Below are 20,884 nucleotides of genomic sequence, written 5' to 3'. Positions count from 1 at the left end.
CAAACGTTTTAATATGAATAAAGATCAAAAGAATGAAGTGATCGAACTGCTGAAAAGTAAGTTCTCTCAATACAGCAACTTCTATGTTACCAATACTGAATCATTAACGGTAGCACAGGTGAACGACCTGAGGAAAGTTTGCTTCAACAAACAAGTGGAAATGAAGGTGGCTAAGAACACCCTGATCCGCAAGGCGCTGGAAGCACTGGATAGCGAAAAGTATGCTGGTGTTTACGACAGCCTGCATGGTGTAACAGCCCTGATGTTCTCTGACAGCCCGAAAGAGCCTGCCGTGATCATCTCTTCTTTCCGTAAGGCAAACGGTAAACTGGAAAAACCTGTTCTGAAAGCTGCATTTGTAGGTGATGAACTGTATGTAGGTGATAACCAGCTGACTGCGCTGACTAACATCAAGACCAAAAACGAGCTCATCGGCGAAATCGTTGGTCTGTTGCAATCTCCTGCAAAACGCGTTATCGCTGCTTTGCTGGAAAAAGGCAAGAAAGAAGAAGCTGGCGTAGAAGCTCCGGCAGCAGAATAATTGCTTTCTCCTCTGACCGGGGCTGAGTGCTACCGGTTGAGGGCTTAAAAATTGGCTTCCAAGTCACAATATAATAATTAACAACTTTACAAACATTACATTAAAACATTATAAAATGGCAGACGTAAAAGCATTAGCTGAACAATTAGTTGGTTTAACTGTTAAGGAAGTACAGGAACTCGCTGATGTACTGAAAACTGAATATGGTATTGAACCAGCTGCTGCTGCAGTTGTAGTATCCGGTGGTGGCGACGGTGGCGCTGCTGCTGTTGAAGAAAAAACTGCTTTCAACGTTATCCTGAAATCTGCAGGCGCTAGCAAGCTGAACGTAGTTAAGGTCGTTAAAGATCTGACTGGTCTGGGTCTGAAAGAAGCCAAAGAACTGGTAGACGGTGCGCCTAAAGCTATTAAAGAAGGCGTTTCCAAAGCTGAGGCTGAAGACCTGAAGGCTAAGCTGACTGAAGCTGGTGCTGAAGTTGAAATTCAGTAATTCTTTGCTTAAGTATACATCTTTTAGAGGTCAAAAGTGCGAAAAAGGCACTTTTGGCCTTCTTCCCTTTGGGAAAGTGTCTTTTTCGGAGCGTCAAAAACAGGGAAACACTGACAGGTGACTTTGACCAGTGGAGAAGGCATAAAATAAATTGGGATAGTATTGGCAAAGAAATCTTAATTTCCCTAATTCTTACAAGTCATATAACTGCTAACTTCGAATATGTCTCTAAAAAAAGCCCAAACACACGAAAGAGTAAATTTTGGAAAGATCAAACAAGTTACTGAGACACCGGATCTGTTGGCTATCCAAATCCAATCTTTCAAGGATTTCTTCCAATTAGAAACCACACCAGACAAGCGAAACAACGAAGGCCTTTTTAAAGTATTTAAAGAGAACTTCCCGATTACAGATACCAGAAATATCTTTAATCTGGAGTTCCTCGATTATTTCGTGGATCCTCCGCGTTATACCATCGAGGAGTGTATTGAGCGTGGGCTTACTTATTCCGTACCGTTGAAAGCGAAACTCCGCCTCAGCTGTAATGATGAGGAGCATGTGGATTTCCAGACCATAGTGCAGGATGTGTTCCTCGGAAACATCCCGTATATGACTCCCAGAGGTACTTTCGTTATTAATGGTGCTGAGCGCGTAGTTGTATCCCAACTGCACCGTTCTCCTGGTGTTTTCTTTGGTCAGTCTGTACATCCAAACGGAACGAAGATCTATTCTGCAAGGGTGATCCCGTTCAAGGGCGCATGGATGGAGTTTGCAACGGACATCAACAATGTGATGTACGCTTACATCGACCGTAAGAAGAAATTCCCGGTTACCACATTGTTGCGTGCCATTGGCTATGAAACAGACAAGGATATTCTGCAGCTGTTCGGCATGGCAGATGAAGTAAAAGCAGACAAAAAGAGTCTTGAGAAATATGCCGGCAAAAAGCTGGCTGCCCGCGTTTTAAGAAGCTGGGTAGAAGACTTTGTGGATGAAGATACTGGCGAAGTGGTGAGCATCGAGCGTAACGAAATTATGCTGGAGCGTGATAGCATTCTGGATGAAGCAAACATCGAGACCATCGTTGATATGGGTCTGAAGAGCGTATTCATTCAGAAGGAAGAGGTAAGTGGTGATTTCTCCATCATCTACAATACATTAAACAAGGATACATCTAACTCTGAGCTGGAAGCCGTTCAGCACATCTACCGCCAGCTGCGCGGTGCTGATGCGCCGGATGATGAAACAGCGAGGGGGATCATCGATAAACTGTTCTTCTCCGATAAACGTTACGATCTTGGTGACGTAGGTCGTTATAAGATCAACAGAAAATTGGGTCTGTCTACTCCGTTAGACATGAAAGTGCTGACTAAGGACGACATTATTTCCATCATCAAGTACCTGGTACAACTGACCAACGCTAAAGCTGAGATCGATGATATCGATCACCTGAGCAACCGTCGTGTTCGTACCGTGGGTGAGCAGTTATATGCTCAGTTTGGTGTTGGTCTTGCACGTATGGCTCGTACCATCCGTGAAAGAATGAACGTACGCGATAACGAAGTATTTACCCCGGTAGACCTGATCAATGCAAGAACACTTTCTTCTGTGATCAACTCCTTCTTTGGTACTTCCCAGCTGTCGCAGTTCCTGGATCAGACTAATCCGCTGTCTGAGATCACGCACAAACGCCGTATTTCCGCCCTCGGACCCGGTGGTCTGAGCCGTGAAAGAGCAGGCTTCGAGGTGCGTGACGTTCACTACAGCCACTATGGCCGTCTGTGTACAATCGAAACACCGGAAGGACCAAACATCGGTCTGATCTCTACACTTTGCGTACACGCGAAAGTGAATGAGATGGGCTTCATCGAAACACCTTATCGTAAGGTAACTAACGGTAAAGTAGATACGGAGAATGTAGAGTTCCTGAGCGCTGAAGAAGAAGATTCTGTGAAGATTGCGCAGGCTAACGCTCCGCTGGATGAAAAAGGTCACTTCCTGAATGATAAAGTAAAATCCCGTGAAACCGGTGACTTCCCGATTCTCGACAGAGAAGAAGTGGAATTCATGGACGTAGCACCTAACCAGATCGTGGGTCTGAGTGCATCACTGATTCCGTTCCTGGAACATGATGATGCCAACCGTGCGCTGATGGGATCAAACATGCAACGTCAGGCGGTTCCATTGCTGAATCCTGAAGTACCTATCGTGGGTACGGGTCTGGAAGGCAAGGCTGCACGCGACTCCCGCCTGCAGATTACTGCAAACGGTAACGGTGTGATAGAATTTGTAGATGCAAATGAAATCCATGTACGTTACGAAAGAGATGAAATACAGAAGCTGGTAAGCTTTGAAGACGATCTGATGGTGTATACACTGACCAAGTTCGTTAAAACTAACCAGAGCACCTGTATCAACCTCCGTCCCTGTGTGAAGAAAGGACAGCGCGTGAAAGACGGCGACTTCCTCACAGAAGGTTACGCTACACGTGGTGGTGAACTGGCACTCGGACGCAACCTGAAAGTAGCGTTCATGCCATGGAAAGGTTACAACTTTGAGGATGCGATCGTAATTTCTGAGCGTGTTGCACGTGAAGACCTCTTTACTTCCATCCACATTGACGAATATGAACTGGAAGTTCGTGATACTAAACTGGGTGAGGAAGAACTGACCCCGGATATTCCTAACGTGAGCGAAGAGGCTACCAAAGACCTCGACCAGAACGGTATCATCCGTGTTGGTGCGCACATTAAAGAAGGTGATATCCTGATCGGTAAAATCACTCCGCGTGGTGAATCTGATCCTTCTCCTGAAGAAAAGCTCCTCAGAGCCATCTTCGGTGATAAGGCTTCCGATGCGAAAGATGCCTCTCTGAAAGCGCCCCCGTCTACAGAAGGTGTGGTGATCGATAAGAAACTGTTCAGCCGCGCGAAGAAAGATAAGAACTCCAAGACCCGTGAAAAAGCAGCGATCGAAAAACTGGAGAAAATTCACCAGAAGAATGCGGAAGACCTGCTGGAAGTGCTGATGGGCAAGCTGTTGACACTGCTGAAGGATAAAACATCCCAGGGCATTACCAACACTTACGGTGAAGTGCTGATCTCCAAAGGCTCCAAGTTCTCCCAGAAAAACCTGGCGAACATTGATTTCCAGAATGTGAACCCGCTGGGCTGGACTACCGACGAGGTTACCAACGATCAGATCAATACCCTGCTCCACAACTACAATATCAAGTACAATGAGGAGCTGGGCCGTTATAAACGTGAGAAGTTCAATATCTCTATTGGTGATGAGCTTCCTGCTGGTGTACTGAAACTGGCGAAGGTTTACCTGGCCAGCAAACGTAAGCTGAAAGTGGGTGATAAGATGGCAGGACGTCACGGTAACAAGGGTATCGTTGCCAAGATCGTGCGTGATGAAGACATGCCGTTCCTGGAAGATGGTACGCCGCTGGATATCGTACTGAACCCGCTCGGGGTACCTTCCCGTATGAACCTCGGACAGATCTACGAAACCGTATTAGGTTGGGCTGGTCTGAAACTTGGCGTACGCTTTGCGACTCCGATCTTCGATGGTGCTACTACTGAAGAAATTGCCTCTTATATCAATGAAGCTGGTTTACCAAGCTTTGGTCACGCTTACCTGTATGATGGTGAAACGGGTGACCGCTTCCACCAGAAAGCAACTGTAGGTGTTATCTATATGCTGAAACTCAGCCACATGGTGGATGACAAGATGCACGCACGTTCTATCGGGCCGTACAGTCTCATTACGCAACAGCCATTGGGTGGTAAAGCCCAGTTCGGTGGTCAGCGTTTCGGTGAGATGGAGGTATGGGCACTCGAAGCTTACGGTGCATCCAACATTCTGCAGGAACTGCTTACAATCAAATCTGATGATATCGTAGGGCGAGCCAAAGCATATGAATCGATCGTGAAAGGTGACAACATACCTAAAGCTGGTGTGCCTGAATCCTTCAACGTATTGATCCATGAATTGCGTGGTCTGGGTCTGGACCTGAAGTTTGACTAAAGCCTTCAGCTACCGGTTTCCTCTGCTGTTTGACAGCGGAAGAAGCCGGTAGCAAATCTTATTCTGGGTAAACAAATTTGCCAATGGCTAACAGCTAACGGCTAACAGCTAAAAGCTAATTACAGATGGCTATCAAAAAAGAAAATCGTCCTAAATCAAATTTTAACAGCATTACCATCAGTTTGGCTTCTCCGGATGTAATTCTGGAGCGTTCTTACGGTGAAGTGCTGAAACCTGAAACCATCAACTACCGTACTTACAAACCGGAGCGTGATGGTTTATTCTGCGAAAGAATATTCGGACCTGTAAAGGATTACGAATGCTATTGCGGAAAATATAAACGTATCCGTTATAAGGGTATTGTGTGCGACCGCTGTGGTGTTGAAGTAACGGAAAAGAAAGTGCGTCGCGAAAGAATGGGCCATATCCGTCTGGTAGTGCCTGTTGTTCATATATGGTATTTCAAATCTCTGCCTAACAAGATCGGTTATCTGCTTGGTATGTCTTCCAAGAAACTGGAAACCATCATTTACTATGAAAGGTATGTGGTGATTCAGGCAGGTATGAAACAGGAAAAAGGCATGAACTACGGTGACCTGCTCACTGAAGAAGAATACCTGGATATCCTGGATACCCTTCCGAAAGACAATCAGCTGTTACCGGATGAAGATCCTAACAAGTTTATTGCCCGGATGGGTGCAGAAGCGGTAGAAATGATGCTGGCCCGTATTGATCTGGACGGCCTTTCTTACCAGCTGCGTAACCAGGCTGCTACTGAAACTTCCCAACAGCGTAAAGCTGAGGCGCTGAAACGTCTGAGCGTTGTGGAAGCTTTCCGTGAAGCTAACGGTCGCGTTGAAAACCGTCCTGAATGGATGGTGATGCAATATATTCCTGTGGTACCTCCTGAACTGCGTCCGCTGGTTCCTTTGGATGGTGGCCGTTTTGCGTCTTCCGACCTGAACGACCTTTACCGCAGGGTGATCATTCGTAACAACCGTCTGAAACGTCTGATCGAAATTAAAGCACCTGAGGTGATCCTGCGTAACGAAAAACGTATGCTGCAGGAAGCGGTGGATTCATTGTTCGACAACTCCCGTAAATCCAATGCGGTAAAAGCGGAAGGTGGTCGTGCATTGAAATCACTGTCTGATGTACTGAAAGGTAAACAAGGTCGTTTCCGTCAGAACCTCCTCGGTAAACGTGTGGATTACTCCGGCCGTTCTGTAATCGTGGTAGGCCCTGAGCTGAAACTGCATGAGTGCGGCCTGCCTAAGGATATGGCAGCCGAACTGTTCAAACCGTTCATTATCCGTAAACTCATAGAAAGAGGTATCGTTAAAACCGTGAAATCAGCTAAAAAGCTGGTAGATCGTAAAGAAGCCGTGGTTTGGGATATCCTGGAGAACGTACTGAAAGGTCACCCGGTAATGTTAAACCGTGCTCCGACCCTGCACCGTTTGTCTATCCAGGCTTTCCAGCCAAAACTGGTGGAAGGTAAGGCGATACAATTGCACCCGCTCGTATGTTCTGCGTTCAACGCCGACTTCGATGGTGACCAGATGGCGGTTCACGTTCCACTGAGCAATGCTGCTATTCTGGAAGCCCAGCTGCTGATGTTGTCTTCCCACAACATCCTCAACCCTCAGAATGGTACGCCTATCACCCTGCCTTCACAGGACATGGTGCTCGGTCTGTACTACATCACTAAGGGTAAGAAAACTCAGGGCGATGTAGTTGTAAGAGGAGAGGGCAAAGCGTTCTACTCTGCAGAAGAAGTAATCATCGCGTTGAATGAAGACCGCATCGACCTGCATGCTCACATCCGTGTAAAAACTACTGTGAGAAATGCCAACGGTGAGCTGGAAAAGAAACTGATAGAAACTACTGTGGGCCGTGTGCTGTTCAACCAGTTTGTGCCTAAGGAAGCCGGTTATGTAAATGCCCTGCTGACTAAAAAATCGCTGCGTGAAATCATCGGCGACATTATCAAATACACAGATATTCCTAAAACTGCCAAATTCCTTGATGATATCAAGCAATTAGGTTTCCGCATGGCGTTCCGTGGTGGTCTGTCATTTAACATCAATGACCTGATCATTCCGGAAGTTAAGCAGGATATGATTGACGCTGCTGCTTCTGAGGTAGATGAAGTTTGGGATAACTATAACATGGGTCTGATCACCAACAACGAACGTTACAACCAGATCATCGATATCTGGTCACGTGTGGATACGAAGGTGACTGAAACCCTGATCCGTGAACTGGCGGCTGATAAACAGGGTTTCAACTCTGTATACATGATGCTGGATTCCGGTGCCCGTGGTTCCAAACAACAGATTAAACAGCTGGCTGGTATCAGAGGTCTGATGGCTAAGCCGCGTAAGAGTGGTTCTACCGGTTCTGAGATCATTGAAAACCCGGTATTGTCCAACTTTAAGGATGGTCTGAACGTATTGGAATACTTCATTTCTACGCACGGTGCCCGTAAAGGTCTTGCGGATACAGCGTTGAAAACAGCGGATGCGGGTTATCTGACCCGTCGTCTGGTGGACGTTGCACAGGATGTGGTGATCAACGAAGAAGATTGCGGTACACTTCGTGGTATTGCTATCTCTGCGCTGAAAGATAACGAAGAGGTGATCGAAACCCTGTACGATCGTATCCTCGGACGTACTTCCCTGCATGATGTATTTGATCCGCATTCAGATGAGCTGGTGGTAGCTGCCGGTGAAGAAATCTCTGAAGATATTGCTCATAAAATAGAGGCAAGTGCTATCGAAACTGTAGAAATCCGCTCCGTACTGACTTGCGAAAGCCGTCGTGGTGTGTGCGTGAAATGCTACGGTAAGAACCTTGCTAGCGGTTACACTGCACAGAAAGGTGATGCGGTTGGTATCATCGCTGCACAGTCGATCGGTGAGCCTGGTACACAGCTGACACTGCGTACATTCCACGTGGGTGGTGTTGCCGGTTCTACTTCCGTTGAATCCGGCCTGGCTGCTAAATTTGATGGTACTATCCAGTTCGATGGTCTGCGTACAACTACCTACGAAAACAACGAAGGTGAGAAAGTACAGGTGGTTATCGGCCGTACCGGTGAGTTGCGTATCATGGACGTGAAAAATGATCGTCTGCTGGTAACCAACAACATTCCTTACGGTTCTACCCTGCTGGTGAAAGACGGACAGAAAGTAACGAAAGGTGAAATGATCTGTACATGGGATCCGTTCAACGCCGTTATCGTGTCTGAAATTACTGGTAGCATCCGTTTCGACAGTATCGTGGAAGGTATTACCTACCGCGAAGAGGCTGACGAACAAACTGGTCACCGCGAAAAAGTGGTTATTGAAACAAAAGATAAGAACAAGATCCCGTCTATTTACGTAGAAGGTAACAAAGAGGTGAAATCTTATAACCTGCCAGTTGGTTCTCATATCGTGATCTCTGAAGGAGACAAGGTAAGGGCCGGACAGGTAATCGTTAAGATCCCGCGTGTTATCGGTAAACTGCGAGACATTACGGGTGGTCTGCCACGTGTAACCGAGCTCTTTGAAGCACGTAATCCGAGCAACCCTGCTATCGTTTCTGAAATTGATGGTGTGGTAGCATTCGGTAATATCAAACGTGGTAACCGTGAAATCATCATCGAAAGCCGCGAAAGCCAGGTGAAAAAATACCTGGTGCCGCTGACACGTCATATCCTGGTACAGGATGGTGACTTCGTGAAAGCTGGTACTCCGCTGTCTGACGGTTCTACTACTCCTGCCGATATCCTGTCTATCAAAGGACCGTTTGCCGTACAGGAATACCTGGTAAATGAAATCCAGGAAGTATACCGCCTGCAGGGTGTGAAGATCAACGATAAACACATCGAAGTGATCGTTCGCCAGATGATGCGCAAAGTGAACATCGAAGATCCGGGAGATACCCGCTTCCTCGAAGGGGATACTGAAGACAGGTTCGATTTCTTCGAAGAAAACGATATGATCTTCGACAAGAAGGTAGTAACAGAGGCAGGAGAATCTGCTAACCTGAAAGCTGGTCAGATCGTGACACTGCGTCAGGTGCGTGAAGAAAACTCTCTGCTGCGTCGTACCGATAAGAAACTGGTGGAATTCCGCGATGCGCAGCCGGCTACATCCAGCCCGCTCCTGCAGGGTATCACCAAGGCATCTCTCGGAACCCGTAGCTGGATCTCTGCAGCTTCCTTCCAGGAAACCACCAAGGTACTGTCTCAGGCTGCTATCAACGGTAAAACCGATGATATGATGGGTCTGAAGGAGAATGTGATCACAGGTCACCTGATCCCGGCTGGTACTGGTTTACGTGAGTTCGAAAACATGATCGTAGGTTCTAAAGAAGAATACGATATCCTGGCATCTTCTAAGGAAGTATTCCAGTTCGACGAAGAAGAATAGAGAAGTTACTGATATAAGAAGCGGCCTGCCATCCGGCAGGCCGTTTTTTTTGCCCTGAATTTCACTACATTTGACTCTCCTTAAACGAAACGGATTTCATGAAACAGCTGATCATTCCTGTGCTTTTACTGATGATAGTGCTGGGCGCGTGCAAAAAGAACAGCGACAGCGCAGTACCGGATACACATGGTAATTTTATGTTTGTTAATGCTGCACCAGGAAATCTGCAGTTTGATATCCTGCTGGATACGATCAATTTTGCCAGCAGTGTGAAATATGGAGATATAGTCGGGTATAAATCTTACCGGGCGCAGAAATATAATCTGATAATTAGAAAACCAGGGGATCCCCAAACAGTTTATTTCACCAAACAGGTATTTTTGCGTAATAACCGCTATTACTCTGCTTATCTCAGTGCAGATAGTGCCCTGCAGAATTATATTGTGTTAGTTACCGAAGATAACCTGACCTCTCTCGGACCGGGCACCGCTAAATTCAGGGTGCTTAATTCCAGTCAGGCTTTCCAGCCAAACCGGGCGCCGTTTGGGATGGATATAAGGTCGAATGTAAATTTAAAAAATCCGGCTGTAACAGATCCTAACAACCCGCTTTCCGGAGATACATTTCCCAGATTTTTCAGTTCGCTGTACTATCCCTCTTTAACAGATTTTATTCCCCTGTATAAAGACAGCGCTTATCAAATGATGGTAAATCCGATAGATCTCCGTACTAACGCAAACCCAACCGTACTGAAGGCATTTCCTTTTCCTGCTGCAGGTGTGAGAACCCAGGAAGGAAAGGTATATACGCTTATTACCACTGGTTATCCTTTAGATCCGGCCAGGTTCAATACAATCACGGTAACACACAACTAACAAATCGATTGTTTTTTCCTTTTTTGCTCGCTAAAAAAGGATTCAGAGGGAGATCAGCCCTCTTTTGCTGTAGCTTACTTTTCCACCAATGGTTGGAAAAGCAATAAATAACGCCCTATTTTTAGTCATAAATATTAGTAAAATGAATAAACGCAAGAAAGTATTCCTACTGGCAGGGATGGCGCTGGCGGGCGCCACGGCGGTTCAGGCACAGGAGGCGGCAGGCCTTTACCTGGATGCCTATACGGTGCCGGTTGACCAGAAAAATGCGCTGATTGGCAGGATTTTCGGAAAAAATGGCCAACCTGCGGAGGCAAAACTACTGAAAGATGCTTCCGGTTTGTTTACAGTGAGTGGCAGTGAATTGAAATTAAAAAAGAAATCGAGTGTTGGGAAAGACGGGAAAACAACGTTTCCGGTAAGCATTGCAGCCGGCAGTGATACTGCGGATTTCCTGCTGGTAAAGGACCAGTTTATTAAGAATAAGGTGATCGCCCATCGTGGTGCGTGGAAGCATCATGAAGGTAGTCAGAACAGCATCACCTCCCTGAAAGACGCCATCAGACTGGGATGTGAGGGTTCTGAATTTGATGTATGGCTTTCGTCCGATAATCAGCTGGTCATTTCCCATGATCCTGAAATCGGAGGGAAGAAGGTAGAAGAATCCACCATGGCGGATTTGCAGGCAGTACAATTGAAGAATGGAGATCATGTGCCTTCCCTGGAGGAATACATTGATGTGATCATGACACAAGGCAGCACCCGGCTGGTACTGGAGCTGAAACCTTCCGGCAAAGGGAAAGGACAATTGCTGGCTACTAAAGCGATGGCATTGGTCAGGGCAAAGAAGGCTCAGGCCTGGATGTTTTACATCAGCTTCGACTATAATATTTGCAAAAAACTGAAAGAACTGGATCCGGCAGCCAAAATTGCCTATCTCAATGGTGATAAAACACCGGAACAATTGAAGGCGGACGGTATATGGGGGCTTGATTATCATCAGCAGGTATTTAAGCAACAACCTCAGCTGATTGCAATATCCCGGCAACAGGGGATTACCACCAATGCCTGGACGGTAGATGCTCCTGAAATAATGGATGTGTTGTTAAAAGATGGGGTGGATTATATTACCACCAATGAGCCGGAAATATTGTTGGAGAAAGTCAGGCAGACCAAATGATCGTTAAAAACAGGCTAAAAAAAGCGGATGGCAATTTGAAAATCAGGTAAAAGCATTATTTTAGCCCTTCCATTTCCAAAAATGTACTAAAAGAAGCAAATTCACATGCGCATTTGTAAACAGTCGGTTACCAAATTTTTTTTAGCGGCGTCAGCAGCCGGATTATTGATGTCTTGCCAGGGAAATAAAGCTGGTAGCAATACGCCAGCGTCTTCTTCTGCCCCTGCAACAAGCAGCAATGCTCAGGCAGGTGTGGCTAATTTCAAAATTGCTTACGTAGATCTGGATTCGCTGGAAGCGCACTTTGAGTACTTTAAGGAAAAAAGGGGCATACTGGAGCAAAAACAGCAGCAAATGGATAATCAGCTGAAGGGTAAGGCCCGGGCGTTACAAGCTGAATATCAGGATCTGCAGCGTAAGGCATCCACACTTACCCAGGAACAGGGAGAAACTGCACAACGCAGTCTGATGGCTAAACAGCAGCAGCTGGAACAGGAAGCTCAGAACCTGCGTGCAGCGTATGCTGAGCAGGAGACTAAATTCAGCGAAGAGCTGCAGAAAAAGCTGGATGATTTCCTGAAGGCATTCAATGCCGACAAACGTTATGGGTTTATTTTCTCTTATCGCAGTGCCAACAGCAATATCCTGTATAAGGACCCTGCATACGATATTACCAGTGAGGTGATCAAAGGAATGAATGATAAAGGTGCTACCAAATAATCGCGCTAACCATCAGAAATTTTTTCTACCTTATAGTCCCGGTTCCAGGAGGAACCGGGATTTTTTATAAATATTCATATGGAAATCAACCAAACTAAATCATTTAAGCCTTCTTTAGGATTACTGGATTCAACCATGATTGTAGCGGGGTCTATGATCGGCTCCGGTATTTTCATTGTAACCGCAGAAATTGCCCGCAGCGTGGGTGGAGCGGGATGGATTACTGCCATGTGGGTATTGGCAGGTATCATTACATTGATTGCAGCTTTGAGTTATGGTGAATTGTCCGGGATGTTTCCGAAAGCAGGAGGTCAGTATGTATATTTGAGAGAAGCCTATAATCCGTTTATCGCCTTTTTATTTGGCTGGACTCAGTTTGGTGTGATACAAACCGGTACCATTGCAGCAGTAGCTGTTGCCTTTGCCAAATTCACTGCCTACCTGATTCCTGGCTTCAGTGAGAAAAATATCCTGTTGGATTTGCATGTTATACAGATTTCCGCAGCGCAGATAGTGGCGATTGTATCCATCTTCCTACTAACGTTTATCAATACACGGGGAGTACAACATGGTAAAATAATTCAGACAGTATTTACATTAGCGAAGATATTATCCTTGTTCGGACTGATCATTTTCGGCCTGCTCATCGGGGCAAAGCACGAGATATGGGCAGCTAACTGGGAACATGCCTGGGCGGCCACAGCGTTGAATATGAAAACAGAACCGCCAGTTACGGCATTGTCGGGTTTAGCGCTGTTTGGCGCTATTGCGGTATCTATGAAAGGGTCCTTATTTTCCAGCGACGCCTGGAATAATGTGACTTTTATTGCGGGAGAAATCAAGAACCCTGCGAAAAATATAGGTCGTTCGCTATTTCTGGGAACGCTCATCGTTACCATCATCTATGTGAGTTGTAACCTGATGTACCTGGCTGTACTGCCGCTGAATGAGATTGCATTTGCGGCCAATGACAGGGTGGGAGTGGCTGCTGCCGATAAAATTTTTGGTTCTTCCGGAGCTATTATTATTGCCGTCATGATCATGATTTCCACCTTTGGCTGTAATAATGGGCTGATCCTGTCGGGCGCCAGGATTTATTATACGATGGCGCAGGATAAACTGTTCTTCCGGCAGGCGGGGGTACTCAACCGTTTCAGCGTACCATCGAGCGGGTTATGGATTCAGTGTATATGGGCATCGTTGTTATGTCTGACAGGCAGGTACAACGACCTGCTGGCACTGGTAATTTTTGGCGTATTGATATTTTACGTGTTGACCATACTGGGGATTTTCATTTTAAGAAAGAAGCGGCCGGAATTGGAAAGGCCATATAAAGCATTCGGATACCCTGTATTTCCGATGATTTATATTGTGGTCGCATCGGCATTAGCGGCATTGTTGCTGGTATTTGAAACCAGTTATACCTTACCGGGGCTGGGAATCATATTGCTGGGGATACCATTGTATTATCTGGCAATGGCACGTCAGTCGAAGGCTGCCAATAGCTAAAACGGACAAGAAAAACGAGGATTTAGCACAAACGTTGTACAAAATTTAGTGGCCACTGCATTCCCTTTAGCAGTGGCCACATTTAATTTGCATCAAGACACACGGAAAGGATGATGTCTGAAATATGAACCCTGATTAATGTAGAAAACCCGGTATTATTGAGAATAATTCAACAAAAGGATAGTTGTCAACATCGGCGAGGAAGATCCCATAAAAGCAACATTAAATCAATAAGTTGCTTGTTTTGTGAAATTTCAACGTTTGTGATCCGAACCTGTAATTTGCGAACCCTGAGGTAGCCCATAATTACAGTGAGGACCTTTACTGAGTACCCCTCAAGAAACGTATAGCCATTAGAGTGATTGATTGTTACTGCATTTAATAAAAATCAGAAAGCTAAAATTTATCATAAAAAATATTATTGCCAACACGTGATGTGTTACAGCATCATTTTAGGGTAAAAGGACTAAGGTGGTATAACCTTGAAGGGATTTCAACCCCAAGATAACCATTAGAAGCCTTCACGATTTGCATTCTCGAACATTCACATGACAATCTTTTACAATAAGCGTATGGTATCTACCATGCGCTTTTTTGATTTTCAGGGGGTCCCGGATGGTCGTGAATGAAATATCCCGGGGATAGCTAAAACACTAAAAAGCTGGTATATTTGCGCCATGTTTACACAATTGTGCAATAAGATATTTAACCAGAGTATCGTGGCCTATCACGAGCATAACAATGTGCATCAGGCTATTTCCAATCCCTATGAAAAAAGCAGTATTGAGCACCTGCTGTTCCTGAAAAACTGGATAGATACCGTTCAATGGCATCTCGAAGATATCATCCGTGATCCTAAGATTGATCCCGTAGAAGCGTTGGGAATCAAGCGCTGGATTGATCGTTCCAATCAGGAGCGCACAGATGTAGTAGAGTATATCGACAGCTACTTCCTTGAAAAATACCGGGCGGTGGCGCCGGCAGCGGATGCCAGCATCAATACGGAAAGCCCGGCCTGGGCCATCGATCGTTTATCGATTCTGGCGCTGAAGATCTATCATATGCATGAGGAGGCCACCCGTTCAGATGCTACGCCGGAGCACCGTGCAGCATGTCAGCGTAAGCTGGATATCCTGCTGGAGCAGCAGAAAGATCTGGGCGCAGCGATAGAAGAGTTGCTGGCGGATATTGCTGCCGGTAAAAAGTATATGAAAGTATACAAGCAAATGAAGATGTATAATGATCCTTCGTTGAACCCAGTATTATACAAAACTGAAAAATAAAATTTTTCATTCTTGAGCACTACCAAAACGATACTGGTTACCCGGTTGTCGGCCATGGGAGATGTGGCTATGACCATTCCTGTGATGAAACAGGTGCTGAACGATAATCCGGAGCTGGAGATTGTTTTCGTCACCAACCGGAACTGGGGGGCGTTGTGTGAAGGCATTTCCCGACTGACTTTTTTCCCTGCCGATGTGAAAGGTGTGCATAAGGGGGTAAAGGGTTTGTACCATTTGTTCCGGGAGATAAAAAAGGCGCACCGGATCCACGCAGTGGCCGATCTGCACAATGTGCTGCGCTCCCAGATTATCCGTACTTTTTTCCGGTTGAGCGGTACTCCCGTAGTGGCGATTGATAAAGGCCGTGCTGCCAAAAAAGCGCTGACGAGGAAAGAGCATAAGGTACTTGAGCCGGTTACGACTACCATCGAGCGCTATGCGACCGTTTTCAGGGAGCTAGGATTCCGCTGTGAAATGGGCCGTGAACCTGTTTTTAGGCCTCGGTTACTGCCGGAAGCAGTAACAGCGCTGACGGGGCTGAAAACGGGCAAAAAATGGGTAGGAATGGCGCCGTTTGCTACTTACCGGGAGAAGATGTATCCCCTCGGGAAAATGGAGCAGATATTGGCAGCATTGGTGGCAGATCCGACCGTGCAGGTATTGCTGATGGGCGGAGGAAAAGAAGAAGTGGCACAGCTTAGTTTGCTGGCAGAGAAATATCCCCGGGCAATTATGCTGGCCGGGCGTTTCAGGCTGGCAGATGAAATGGCTGTTATCAGCCAGCTGGATGTAATGATTAGCATGGATTCGGCCAATATGCACCTGGCATCGTTATTTGGGGTGCCGGTGGTATCTGTATGGGGCGCTACCCATCCTTTCGCTGGTTTTATGGGCTATGGACAATCGGCTGATAATGCAGTGCAGATAGATACGCTTACCTGCAGGCCCTGTTCTGTATTTGGGAATAAGCCCTGTTTCAGAGGAGATCATGCTTGTATGGAGTGGATAAAACCAGAACAAATAAGCGAAAAAGTTAATAGAATTCTGTTGTAAGTGTTTGTGGTAGCGGGTTTAGAAGAATATTTTAAAAATATTGCAAGTTTTTTTTGCAGAAATAAAAAAAGTTATACTTTTGCCATCCCAAACAACAAGGGGTATTGCCCAATAGTATAATGGTAGTACGACAGATTTTGGTTCTGTTTGTCTAGGTTCGAATCCTGGTTGGGCAACAAAGATAAAACCCGCTCTTAGAGCGGGTTTTATCTTTTTATATACTGTCATTTGCGGCAAAAAAATGCAAACGCTAACAGTTAATCTTCTAAAACTTGTATAGCTTTTTTATCATTCCATCGCCGTCAATTCAATCCAGAACGTACTGCCATTACCTTCACTGCTTTCCGCCCAAATCCGGCCGCCATGTGCCTCTACGATCTGTTTACAGATAAATAAACCCAGTCCGAAAGATTGTTCACCAGAGGTGCCGCTGCGTCTGGCGGTTCCTGAAAGACTAAAGAGATTATTTTTTATATCATCCGGAATGCCAATGCCGTTGTCTTTTACAGCTATCCGCACCAATGATCCGCTGTTTTCCATGGATACACGGATAACCGCCCCGGCAGGACTGAATTTAATGGCATTGGTAATAAGATTACTGAACACCCGCCACATCTTTTCCCTGTCGCAGTCCACAATGGAGGGATGCAGTTCAGCAACAATCGTTTGCCCTTTTTCCCGGGCTTTTTGTTGCAACAACCCGATGCAGTATTGAATAACGGTGTGTAATTCAACGGGCTCTTTGCGAATATCGCTGGCGATATCGAGGTTCATCATTTCGCTGATAAGCGTCAACGAATGAGTGGCAGATTCCCGGATGATAGTCAATAGCTCCGAACTATCGCTATCGGTGATTGCGCCGGAATCGTGTAAAAGTTCTGACAAGGGAATGATAGCGCCAATGGGGTTACGCAGATCGTGCGCAACAATTCTCATCATTTTCGTATTGTTTTGCTGGCTTTGCTCCAGGGCGCTGAGACTCTCTTCGAGGATTTCATTTTGCCTGGAAATCGTATCGTTCATTACCTGCAGTTTTTTAGCATTGGTGTGCGCTTTTTTGGCATTATACCATACCTGCAGAATAATGCCCAGCGCAAGTGCTGAGAATAGCAGCGAAATGATGAGATAGGCGTTTTTGACTTCATCCTGTTTCTTTAATAATTTCAATTCGAAGTCTTTGGCCAGGAAGTTGAATTGCTGCTGGGTATTCAGACTGGTAAGTGGATTATTAATATTGTCCAGAGAATCTTTCATCCGAAGATAGCGGTGAAGAAAACTCAGCGCTGGCAACGACTGATTCTTTAACTCATAAAACTGCGATTGAAGGAACAACCACCGGAGTCTGGCACTGGTATTAGGAAATGAATCAAGGGAAGAGTTTAGCTTTTCGAGCCATACCTGCGCTTCACTATATCTCCTTTGACTGAGTAGCATGTCGATTAGTTTAGCGATGGTACCTTCTGCATCAGATATTTCGCTCCCTTTTTGCAGGTTAATGCTAATGCTTGTTTTATACAGATTTTCTACCTGGGATGTATCTCCGGTTTTCAAAAGAGCTTCGCTTTTATTACCATAAATAACCCCTTTAGATATCATTATATTCCTTTCCCGCCGGGGCATGCCCTTAAAAACCGGCTCGTACAGCTGAATATAACGCAATGCACTATCATAATAGAAGAGAGCACTGTCGATGCGATTGAGGTAGTAATAACACAGGCCGATATTATCCAGTTGCCCCTGTTGATAATGAAACCGGTAGAATGTGTCCTGGCGACAGGTATTCAGGTGTAGAAAAGCTTCCCGAAAATAAGTAACTGCATCAGCGTATTTTTTCTGTCGATAATACACCATGGCAATTCTTCCATCAAACTCATAGAACATGCAGGTGTCGCCGGATCTTTGAATATACTCCCGTCCCTGAAAATAGCGGTCAATCGCCTCGCTGAACTGCAACTGTTCACGAAACAAATCACCCTGGCATAGTAGTGCAAGACCATATGTTTTGGAACAGGCAGGGTTGTTTTTAAAATCAGCGAGGATATTTAAGATACTATCGATATAAATGCTTGCCATCCTGGGATCATGTTGCCCCAACCAGTAATGATCCAGTTTAAAATAATATTTTCTTGACAGGTCTAATGGGCTGGGGTTAGGAAAAGCGCTGTATGCCGAATCCAGGTGCCGGGAGGCTTCCTCATATCGATCGGATGTATAGAGGGCAGACGTACTAAAAACCGGGTCGAAATAGGCGGAATGATCCGCCATCTGTTTATGCGATTGGTTACAGGCAGTTATCAGTAAAATGCATAAGTGCAATAAAACAAGCGAATGCAGGGAACCTAATCTAAATGACTTTTTATATCCGTGTTCCGGTCTATACATAGTAGGTCACATCGGTTAAAAATTAACAGTAGAAGGGTATATGTCTAACAAAGCTAATAACAGTCGGGCTACTATCCTGACATTATGTTGCCAGTCAGATTCCCTTATTGGGTCTATAAAAAAATAAAAGCAGAGGCGTGAATAGAAATTTATAGTACCTCAGTTGCCTACTAATATAAGCAAACTGAACGATTGTTCCGAGGTTTTATATTGATTGTCTGGTTAAAATATGCCAGCGCAGGTGTAATTTTTGCCAGATAAGGAATACAGCCGGTTTTAGAAAGATTTGCAGGCTCCCGCAGCTGTAAACTATCAGGCCCGGCCACTTGTTATGCTTTATCGATTTATTTACAATGTGCATGACCCGGTATGCTGTATAGCGACACTAACAGCCGGTAGTTTTAACGAACATGCAACACCTGTCCTGTCAACAGAAAGTTCAATGGAGTGGTTTTTGAGAGATTGTCTATGAAGTCTTCCAATCCGTCATTTTTAGAAAGTACACCAGCAACAGAATATTTTTCCGCATCTGCATTATCGAATACAACCGTTACATCAAACCATCGCCTGATGACTACAGCAATATCTTTTAACGAAGCGTTTTTGAAATAGTATTTTCCTTCCATCCAGGCCAGTGTATTTCCTGCATCGAATTCGTTTATGCTAAAGCCGTTCTGGCGGCGTAAGTCGTAACATGCTTCAAATCCGGGATTGAGGAACACTTCATGGTTACCAGCATCGCTGCGGAGCGCAACTTTCCCCGAGGCCAGTGACACTTTCGGACTCCCGCTATAAGTATTCACATTAAAGGTGGTTCCCAATACGTTTACTGAAACCTTGCCCGCTCTTACAATAAAAGGACGATTCACGTCATTCCGGATAGAAAAATATGCTTCGCCACTTATCAGCACTGTTCTATTATTGTTTTTGAATGCTGCGGGGAAGCTGATTTCAGACATGGAATTCAGCCACACCGTGCTGCCGTCGGGCAGTATCAGTTTATAGTCCTTTCCGGCAGGTACATGCAGTATGTTCATGGCAGGAGAAGTATCTGCTTCTCCTGCTTTGTATTGCAGGCTGTTGCCGGATATATGAATCTGTGCATTTCCTGCATTGAGTACCGCCAGCCTATTGGTATCTGAAAGATCCATTTTATGCCCGTTTGCGAGTTGTAAGGTTACGCCCTGTGCTTTGGGTGGTGGTGGGAGTGCTACGGCTTCCTGGCGTTGTCTGATAGATAGCTGCATGAATAAAATTCCGCTGCCTGCCAGTAACAATAATCCGGCTGCAATGCTATACCATAAACGCCTGTTGCCCGGCTGCTGCTTATTTTCTTCGAAATGGTGCTTTCGTTGTTCCCATAACGAATGTTCGTCGAGCGTATGCAGATATTGTTGCGCATCTTGTATTGCAAGCTGTTGTTCGAGTTGTGTATACTGCTGCTGCAGCTCCGGATGCACTTCTATTATTTGCTGCAAGATCTGTTCATCTCCGGGAGATATACATCCGGAGAGCTTTTCCAGCATCAGCTGCTCAATATGTTGTTTATCAGATATCATGAATGGTAAACTTTAAAATGGCAGTTGCCATTTATTCTGACACTGGAAGATGCAACCTGCTGCGTAGCGTCTTAAATGCAATTTTCAAATGGGTTTTCAGGGAATTGATACTAATGCCCATATTATCTGCTACTTCATGATACTTCCGCTGCTCCATGTATACCTGGTTAAATGCCCGCTGGCGTTGCTCCGGAAATTCCCTTAGCACTTCATGTAGTTGCTGCTGCAGCTGCTTCAACTGCTCTTCCATACCAGCGCTTCTTGCTTCAGTAGAGTCCGTCAGGCAACCCTGGTCTACTGTCTCCATATATCGCTCTATCTTCCTCCGTACTCTCTGCTTTATTTTATGATAGTCGTTCACCTGATTCCGTATCGCGGCAATGAGATACGTTTTCAGACAACCCTTGATATTCAGGTATAACCGTTTTTCCCATATACTGCTAAGTACTGATTGTACAAGATCATCTGCTTCAATGGGATCGCCGGTGCCAAGGTAGGCTTTCGTCCACATCAGCCGGTAATATTTTTTAAAGATCAATTCAAAAGCATCGCCGGCGTTCCCTTTATTTAATAGCATAAGAATGACATCATCTCCCGGGTGTTCAGGCATAAAACTACTTTTTAATCTGGTTGATTAATAACGTGGATAACGTTGGTTGGGATACTTTGGTAAATATAGATAAAGATGTTTGTTTTTTAAAGTGTTATTTTGACAATTATTTATTTTTTTCTCTTCTCAACAAATATTTTTCTTTTTCCCTCAGTTTTCTTCACCCGGTTTTTATTTATGTCGTCTTTATGAAGTGCCTTATCCCTTCGGGCACCGATTCAATTGCCAG

At 45.3% G+C, this 20,884-nt stretch carries 13 protein-coding genes and 1 tRNA gene; 11 read left to right on the top strand and 3 right to left on the bottom strand.

All coding sequences use genetic code 11. The features are described from left to right. Nucleotides 1-13: 13 nt before the first annotated feature. From rplJ to UNH61_RS24610, 11 genes are all read left to right on the top strand, one after another. Nucleotides 14-541: a 50S ribosomal protein L10 gene (rplJ, locus tag UNH61_RS24660; protein ID WP_326994685.1), complete on the top strand. Its 528-nt coding sequence runs from the start codon at nt 14-16 to the stop codon at nt 539-541. 115 nt (nt 542-656) lie between these two features. Further along, complete coding sequence (gene rplL / locus UNH61_RS24655) at nt 657-1,031, top strand: 50S ribosomal protein L7/L12 (RefSeq protein ID WP_326994684.1); 375 nt, start codon at nt 657-659, stop codon at nt 1,029-1,031. A 222-nt stretch (nt 1,032-1,253) separates the two neighbouring features. After that, the gene (gene rpoB, locus UNH61_RS24650) at nt 1,254-5,063 is read left to right on the top strand and encodes a DNA-directed RNA polymerase subunit beta (protein WP_326994683.1); all 3,810 of its coding nucleotides are present in this window, start codon (nt 1,254-1,256) and stop codon (nt 5,061-5,063) included. Between the two features lie 125 nt (nt 5,064-5,188). After that, the gene (gene rpoC / locus UNH61_RS24645; RefSeq protein ID WP_326994682.1) at nt 5,189-9,484 is read left to right on the top strand and encodes a DNA-directed RNA polymerase subunit beta'; all 4,296 of its coding nucleotides are present in this window, start codon (nt 5,189-5,191) and stop codon (nt 9,482-9,484) included. Between the two features lie 98 nt (nt 9,485-9,582). Next, the gene (locus tag UNH61_RS24640; protein WP_326994681.1) at nt 9,583-10,359 is read left to right on the top strand and encodes a DUF4397 domain-containing protein; all 777 of its coding nucleotides are present in this window, start codon (nt 9,583-9,585) and stop codon (nt 10,357-10,359) included. Between the two features lie 142 nt (nt 10,360-10,501). After that, complete coding sequence (locus tag UNH61_RS24635; RefSeq protein WP_326994680.1) at nt 10,502-11,539, top strand: glycerophosphodiester phosphodiesterase family protein; 1,038 nt, start codon at nt 10,502-10,504, stop codon at nt 11,537-11,539. A 105-nt stretch (nt 11,540-11,644) separates the two neighbouring features. Further along, nucleotides 11,645-12,259 (top strand): OmpH family outer membrane protein, encoded by a 615-nt coding sequence (locus UNH61_RS24630; protein ID WP_326994679.1) that lies wholly within the window; start codon nt 11,645-11,647, stop codon nt 12,257-12,259. Between the two features lie 78 nt (nt 12,260-12,337). Then, nucleotides 12,338-13,768, top strand: coding sequence for an amino acid permease (locus UNH61_RS24625; protein WP_326994678.1), 1,431 nt, complete (start codon nt 12,338-12,340; stop codon nt 13,766-13,768). Between the two features lie 677 nt (nt 13,769-14,445). Continuing rightward, nucleotides 14,446-15,051: a DUF4254 domain-containing protein gene (locus UNH61_RS24620; RefSeq protein ID WP_326994677.1), complete on the top strand. Its 606-nt coding sequence runs from the start codon at nt 14,446-14,448 to the stop codon at nt 15,049-15,051. Nucleotides 15,052-15,063: 12 nt separating this feature from the next. Next, complete coding sequence (locus UNH61_RS24615) at nt 15,064-16,104, top strand: glycosyltransferase family 9 protein (protein ID WP_326994676.1); 1,041 nt, start codon at nt 15,064-15,066, stop codon at nt 16,102-16,104. Nucleotides 16,105-16,209: 105 nt separating this feature from the next. Then, nucleotides 16,210-16,280 (top strand) — tRNA-Gln (locus UNH61_RS24610). A 112-nt stretch (nt 16,281-16,392) separates the two neighbouring features. Here the strand turns inward: UNH61_RS24610 and UNH61_RS24605 are convergent. The 3 genes from UNH61_RS24605 to UNH61_RS24595 all read right to left on the bottom strand — a co-directional run bounded on the left by UNH61_RS24605 (nt 16,393) and on the right by UNH61_RS24595 (nt 20,655). Continuing rightward, nucleotides 16,393-18,369, bottom strand: coding sequence for a tetratricopeptide repeat-containing sensor histidine kinase (locus UNH61_RS24605; RefSeq protein WP_326994675.1), 1,977 nt, complete (start codon nt 18,367-18,369; stop codon nt 16,393-16,395). A 518-nt stretch (nt 18,370-18,887) separates the two neighbouring features. Then, nucleotides 18,888-20,045, bottom strand: a complete 1,158-nt coding sequence (locus UNH61_RS24600; RefSeq protein WP_326994674.1) for a FecR domain-containing protein — start codon at nt 20,043-20,045, stop codon at nt 18,888-18,890. A 31-nt stretch (nt 20,046-20,076) separates the two neighbouring features. Beyond that, nucleotides 20,077-20,655 (bottom strand): sigma-70 family RNA polymerase sigma factor, encoded by a 579-nt coding sequence (locus tag UNH61_RS24595; RefSeq protein ID WP_326994673.1) that lies wholly within the window; start codon nt 20,653-20,655, stop codon nt 20,077-20,079. Nucleotides 20,656-20,884: the final 229 nt, after the last annotated feature.

This window comes from Chitinophaga sp. 180180018-3 (assembly GCF_037893185.1).
Classification (GTDB): Bacteria; Bacteroidota; Bacteroidia; order Chitinophagales; family Chitinophagaceae; genus Chitinophaga.
Note: the sequence above shows the minus strand (reverse complement) of the source record. Positions and strands in the feature narration are given on the sequence as shown.

What these genes read in the sequence shown, in the direction of transcription:
- rplJ (WP_326994685.1), top strand. Translation starts at nt 14, where the DNA reads ATGAATAAAGATCAAAAGAATGAAGTGATCGAACTGCTGAAAAGTAAG.
- rplL (WP_326994684.1), top strand. Translation starts at nt 657, where the DNA reads ATGGCAGACGTAAAAGCATTAGCTGAACAATTAGTTGGTTTAACTGTT.
- rpoB (WP_326994683.1), top strand. Translation starts at nt 1,254, where the DNA reads ATGTCTCTAAAAAAAGCCCAAACACACGAAAGAGTAAATTTTGGAAAG.
- rpoC (WP_326994682.1), top strand. Translation starts at nt 5,189, where the DNA reads ATGGCTATCAAAAAAGAAAATCGTCCTAAATCAAATTTTAACAGCATT.
- UNH61_RS24640 (WP_326994681.1), top strand. Translation starts at nt 9,583, where the DNA reads ATGAAACAGCTGATCATTCCTGTGCTTTTACTGATGATAGTGCTGGGC.
- UNH61_RS24635 (WP_326994680.1), top strand. Translation starts at nt 10,502, where the DNA reads ATGAATAAACGCAAGAAAGTATTCCTACTGGCAGGGATGGCGCTGGCG.
- UNH61_RS24630 (WP_326994679.1), top strand. Translation starts at nt 11,645, where the DNA reads ATGCGCATTTGTAAACAGTCGGTTACCAAATTTTTTTTAGCGGCGTCA.
- UNH61_RS24625 (WP_326994678.1), top strand. Translation starts at nt 12,338, where the DNA reads ATGGAAATCAACCAAACTAAATCATTTAAGCCTTCTTTAGGATTACTG.
- UNH61_RS24620 (WP_326994677.1), top strand. Translation starts at nt 14,446, where the DNA reads ATGTTTACACAATTGTGCAATAAGATATTTAACCAGAGTATCGTGGCC.
- UNH61_RS24605 (WP_326994675.1), bottom strand. Translation starts at nt 18,369, where the DNA reads ATGGCGGATCATTCCGCCTATTTCGACCCGGTTTTTAGTACGTCTGCC.
- UNH61_RS24600 (WP_326994674.1), bottom strand. Translation starts at nt 20,045, where the DNA reads ATGATATCTGATAAACAACATATTGAGCAGCTGATGCTGGAAAAGCTC.
- UNH61_RS24595 (WP_326994673.1), bottom strand. Translation starts at nt 20,655, where the DNA reads ATGCCTGAACACCCGGGAGATGATGTCATTCTTATGCTATTAAATAAA.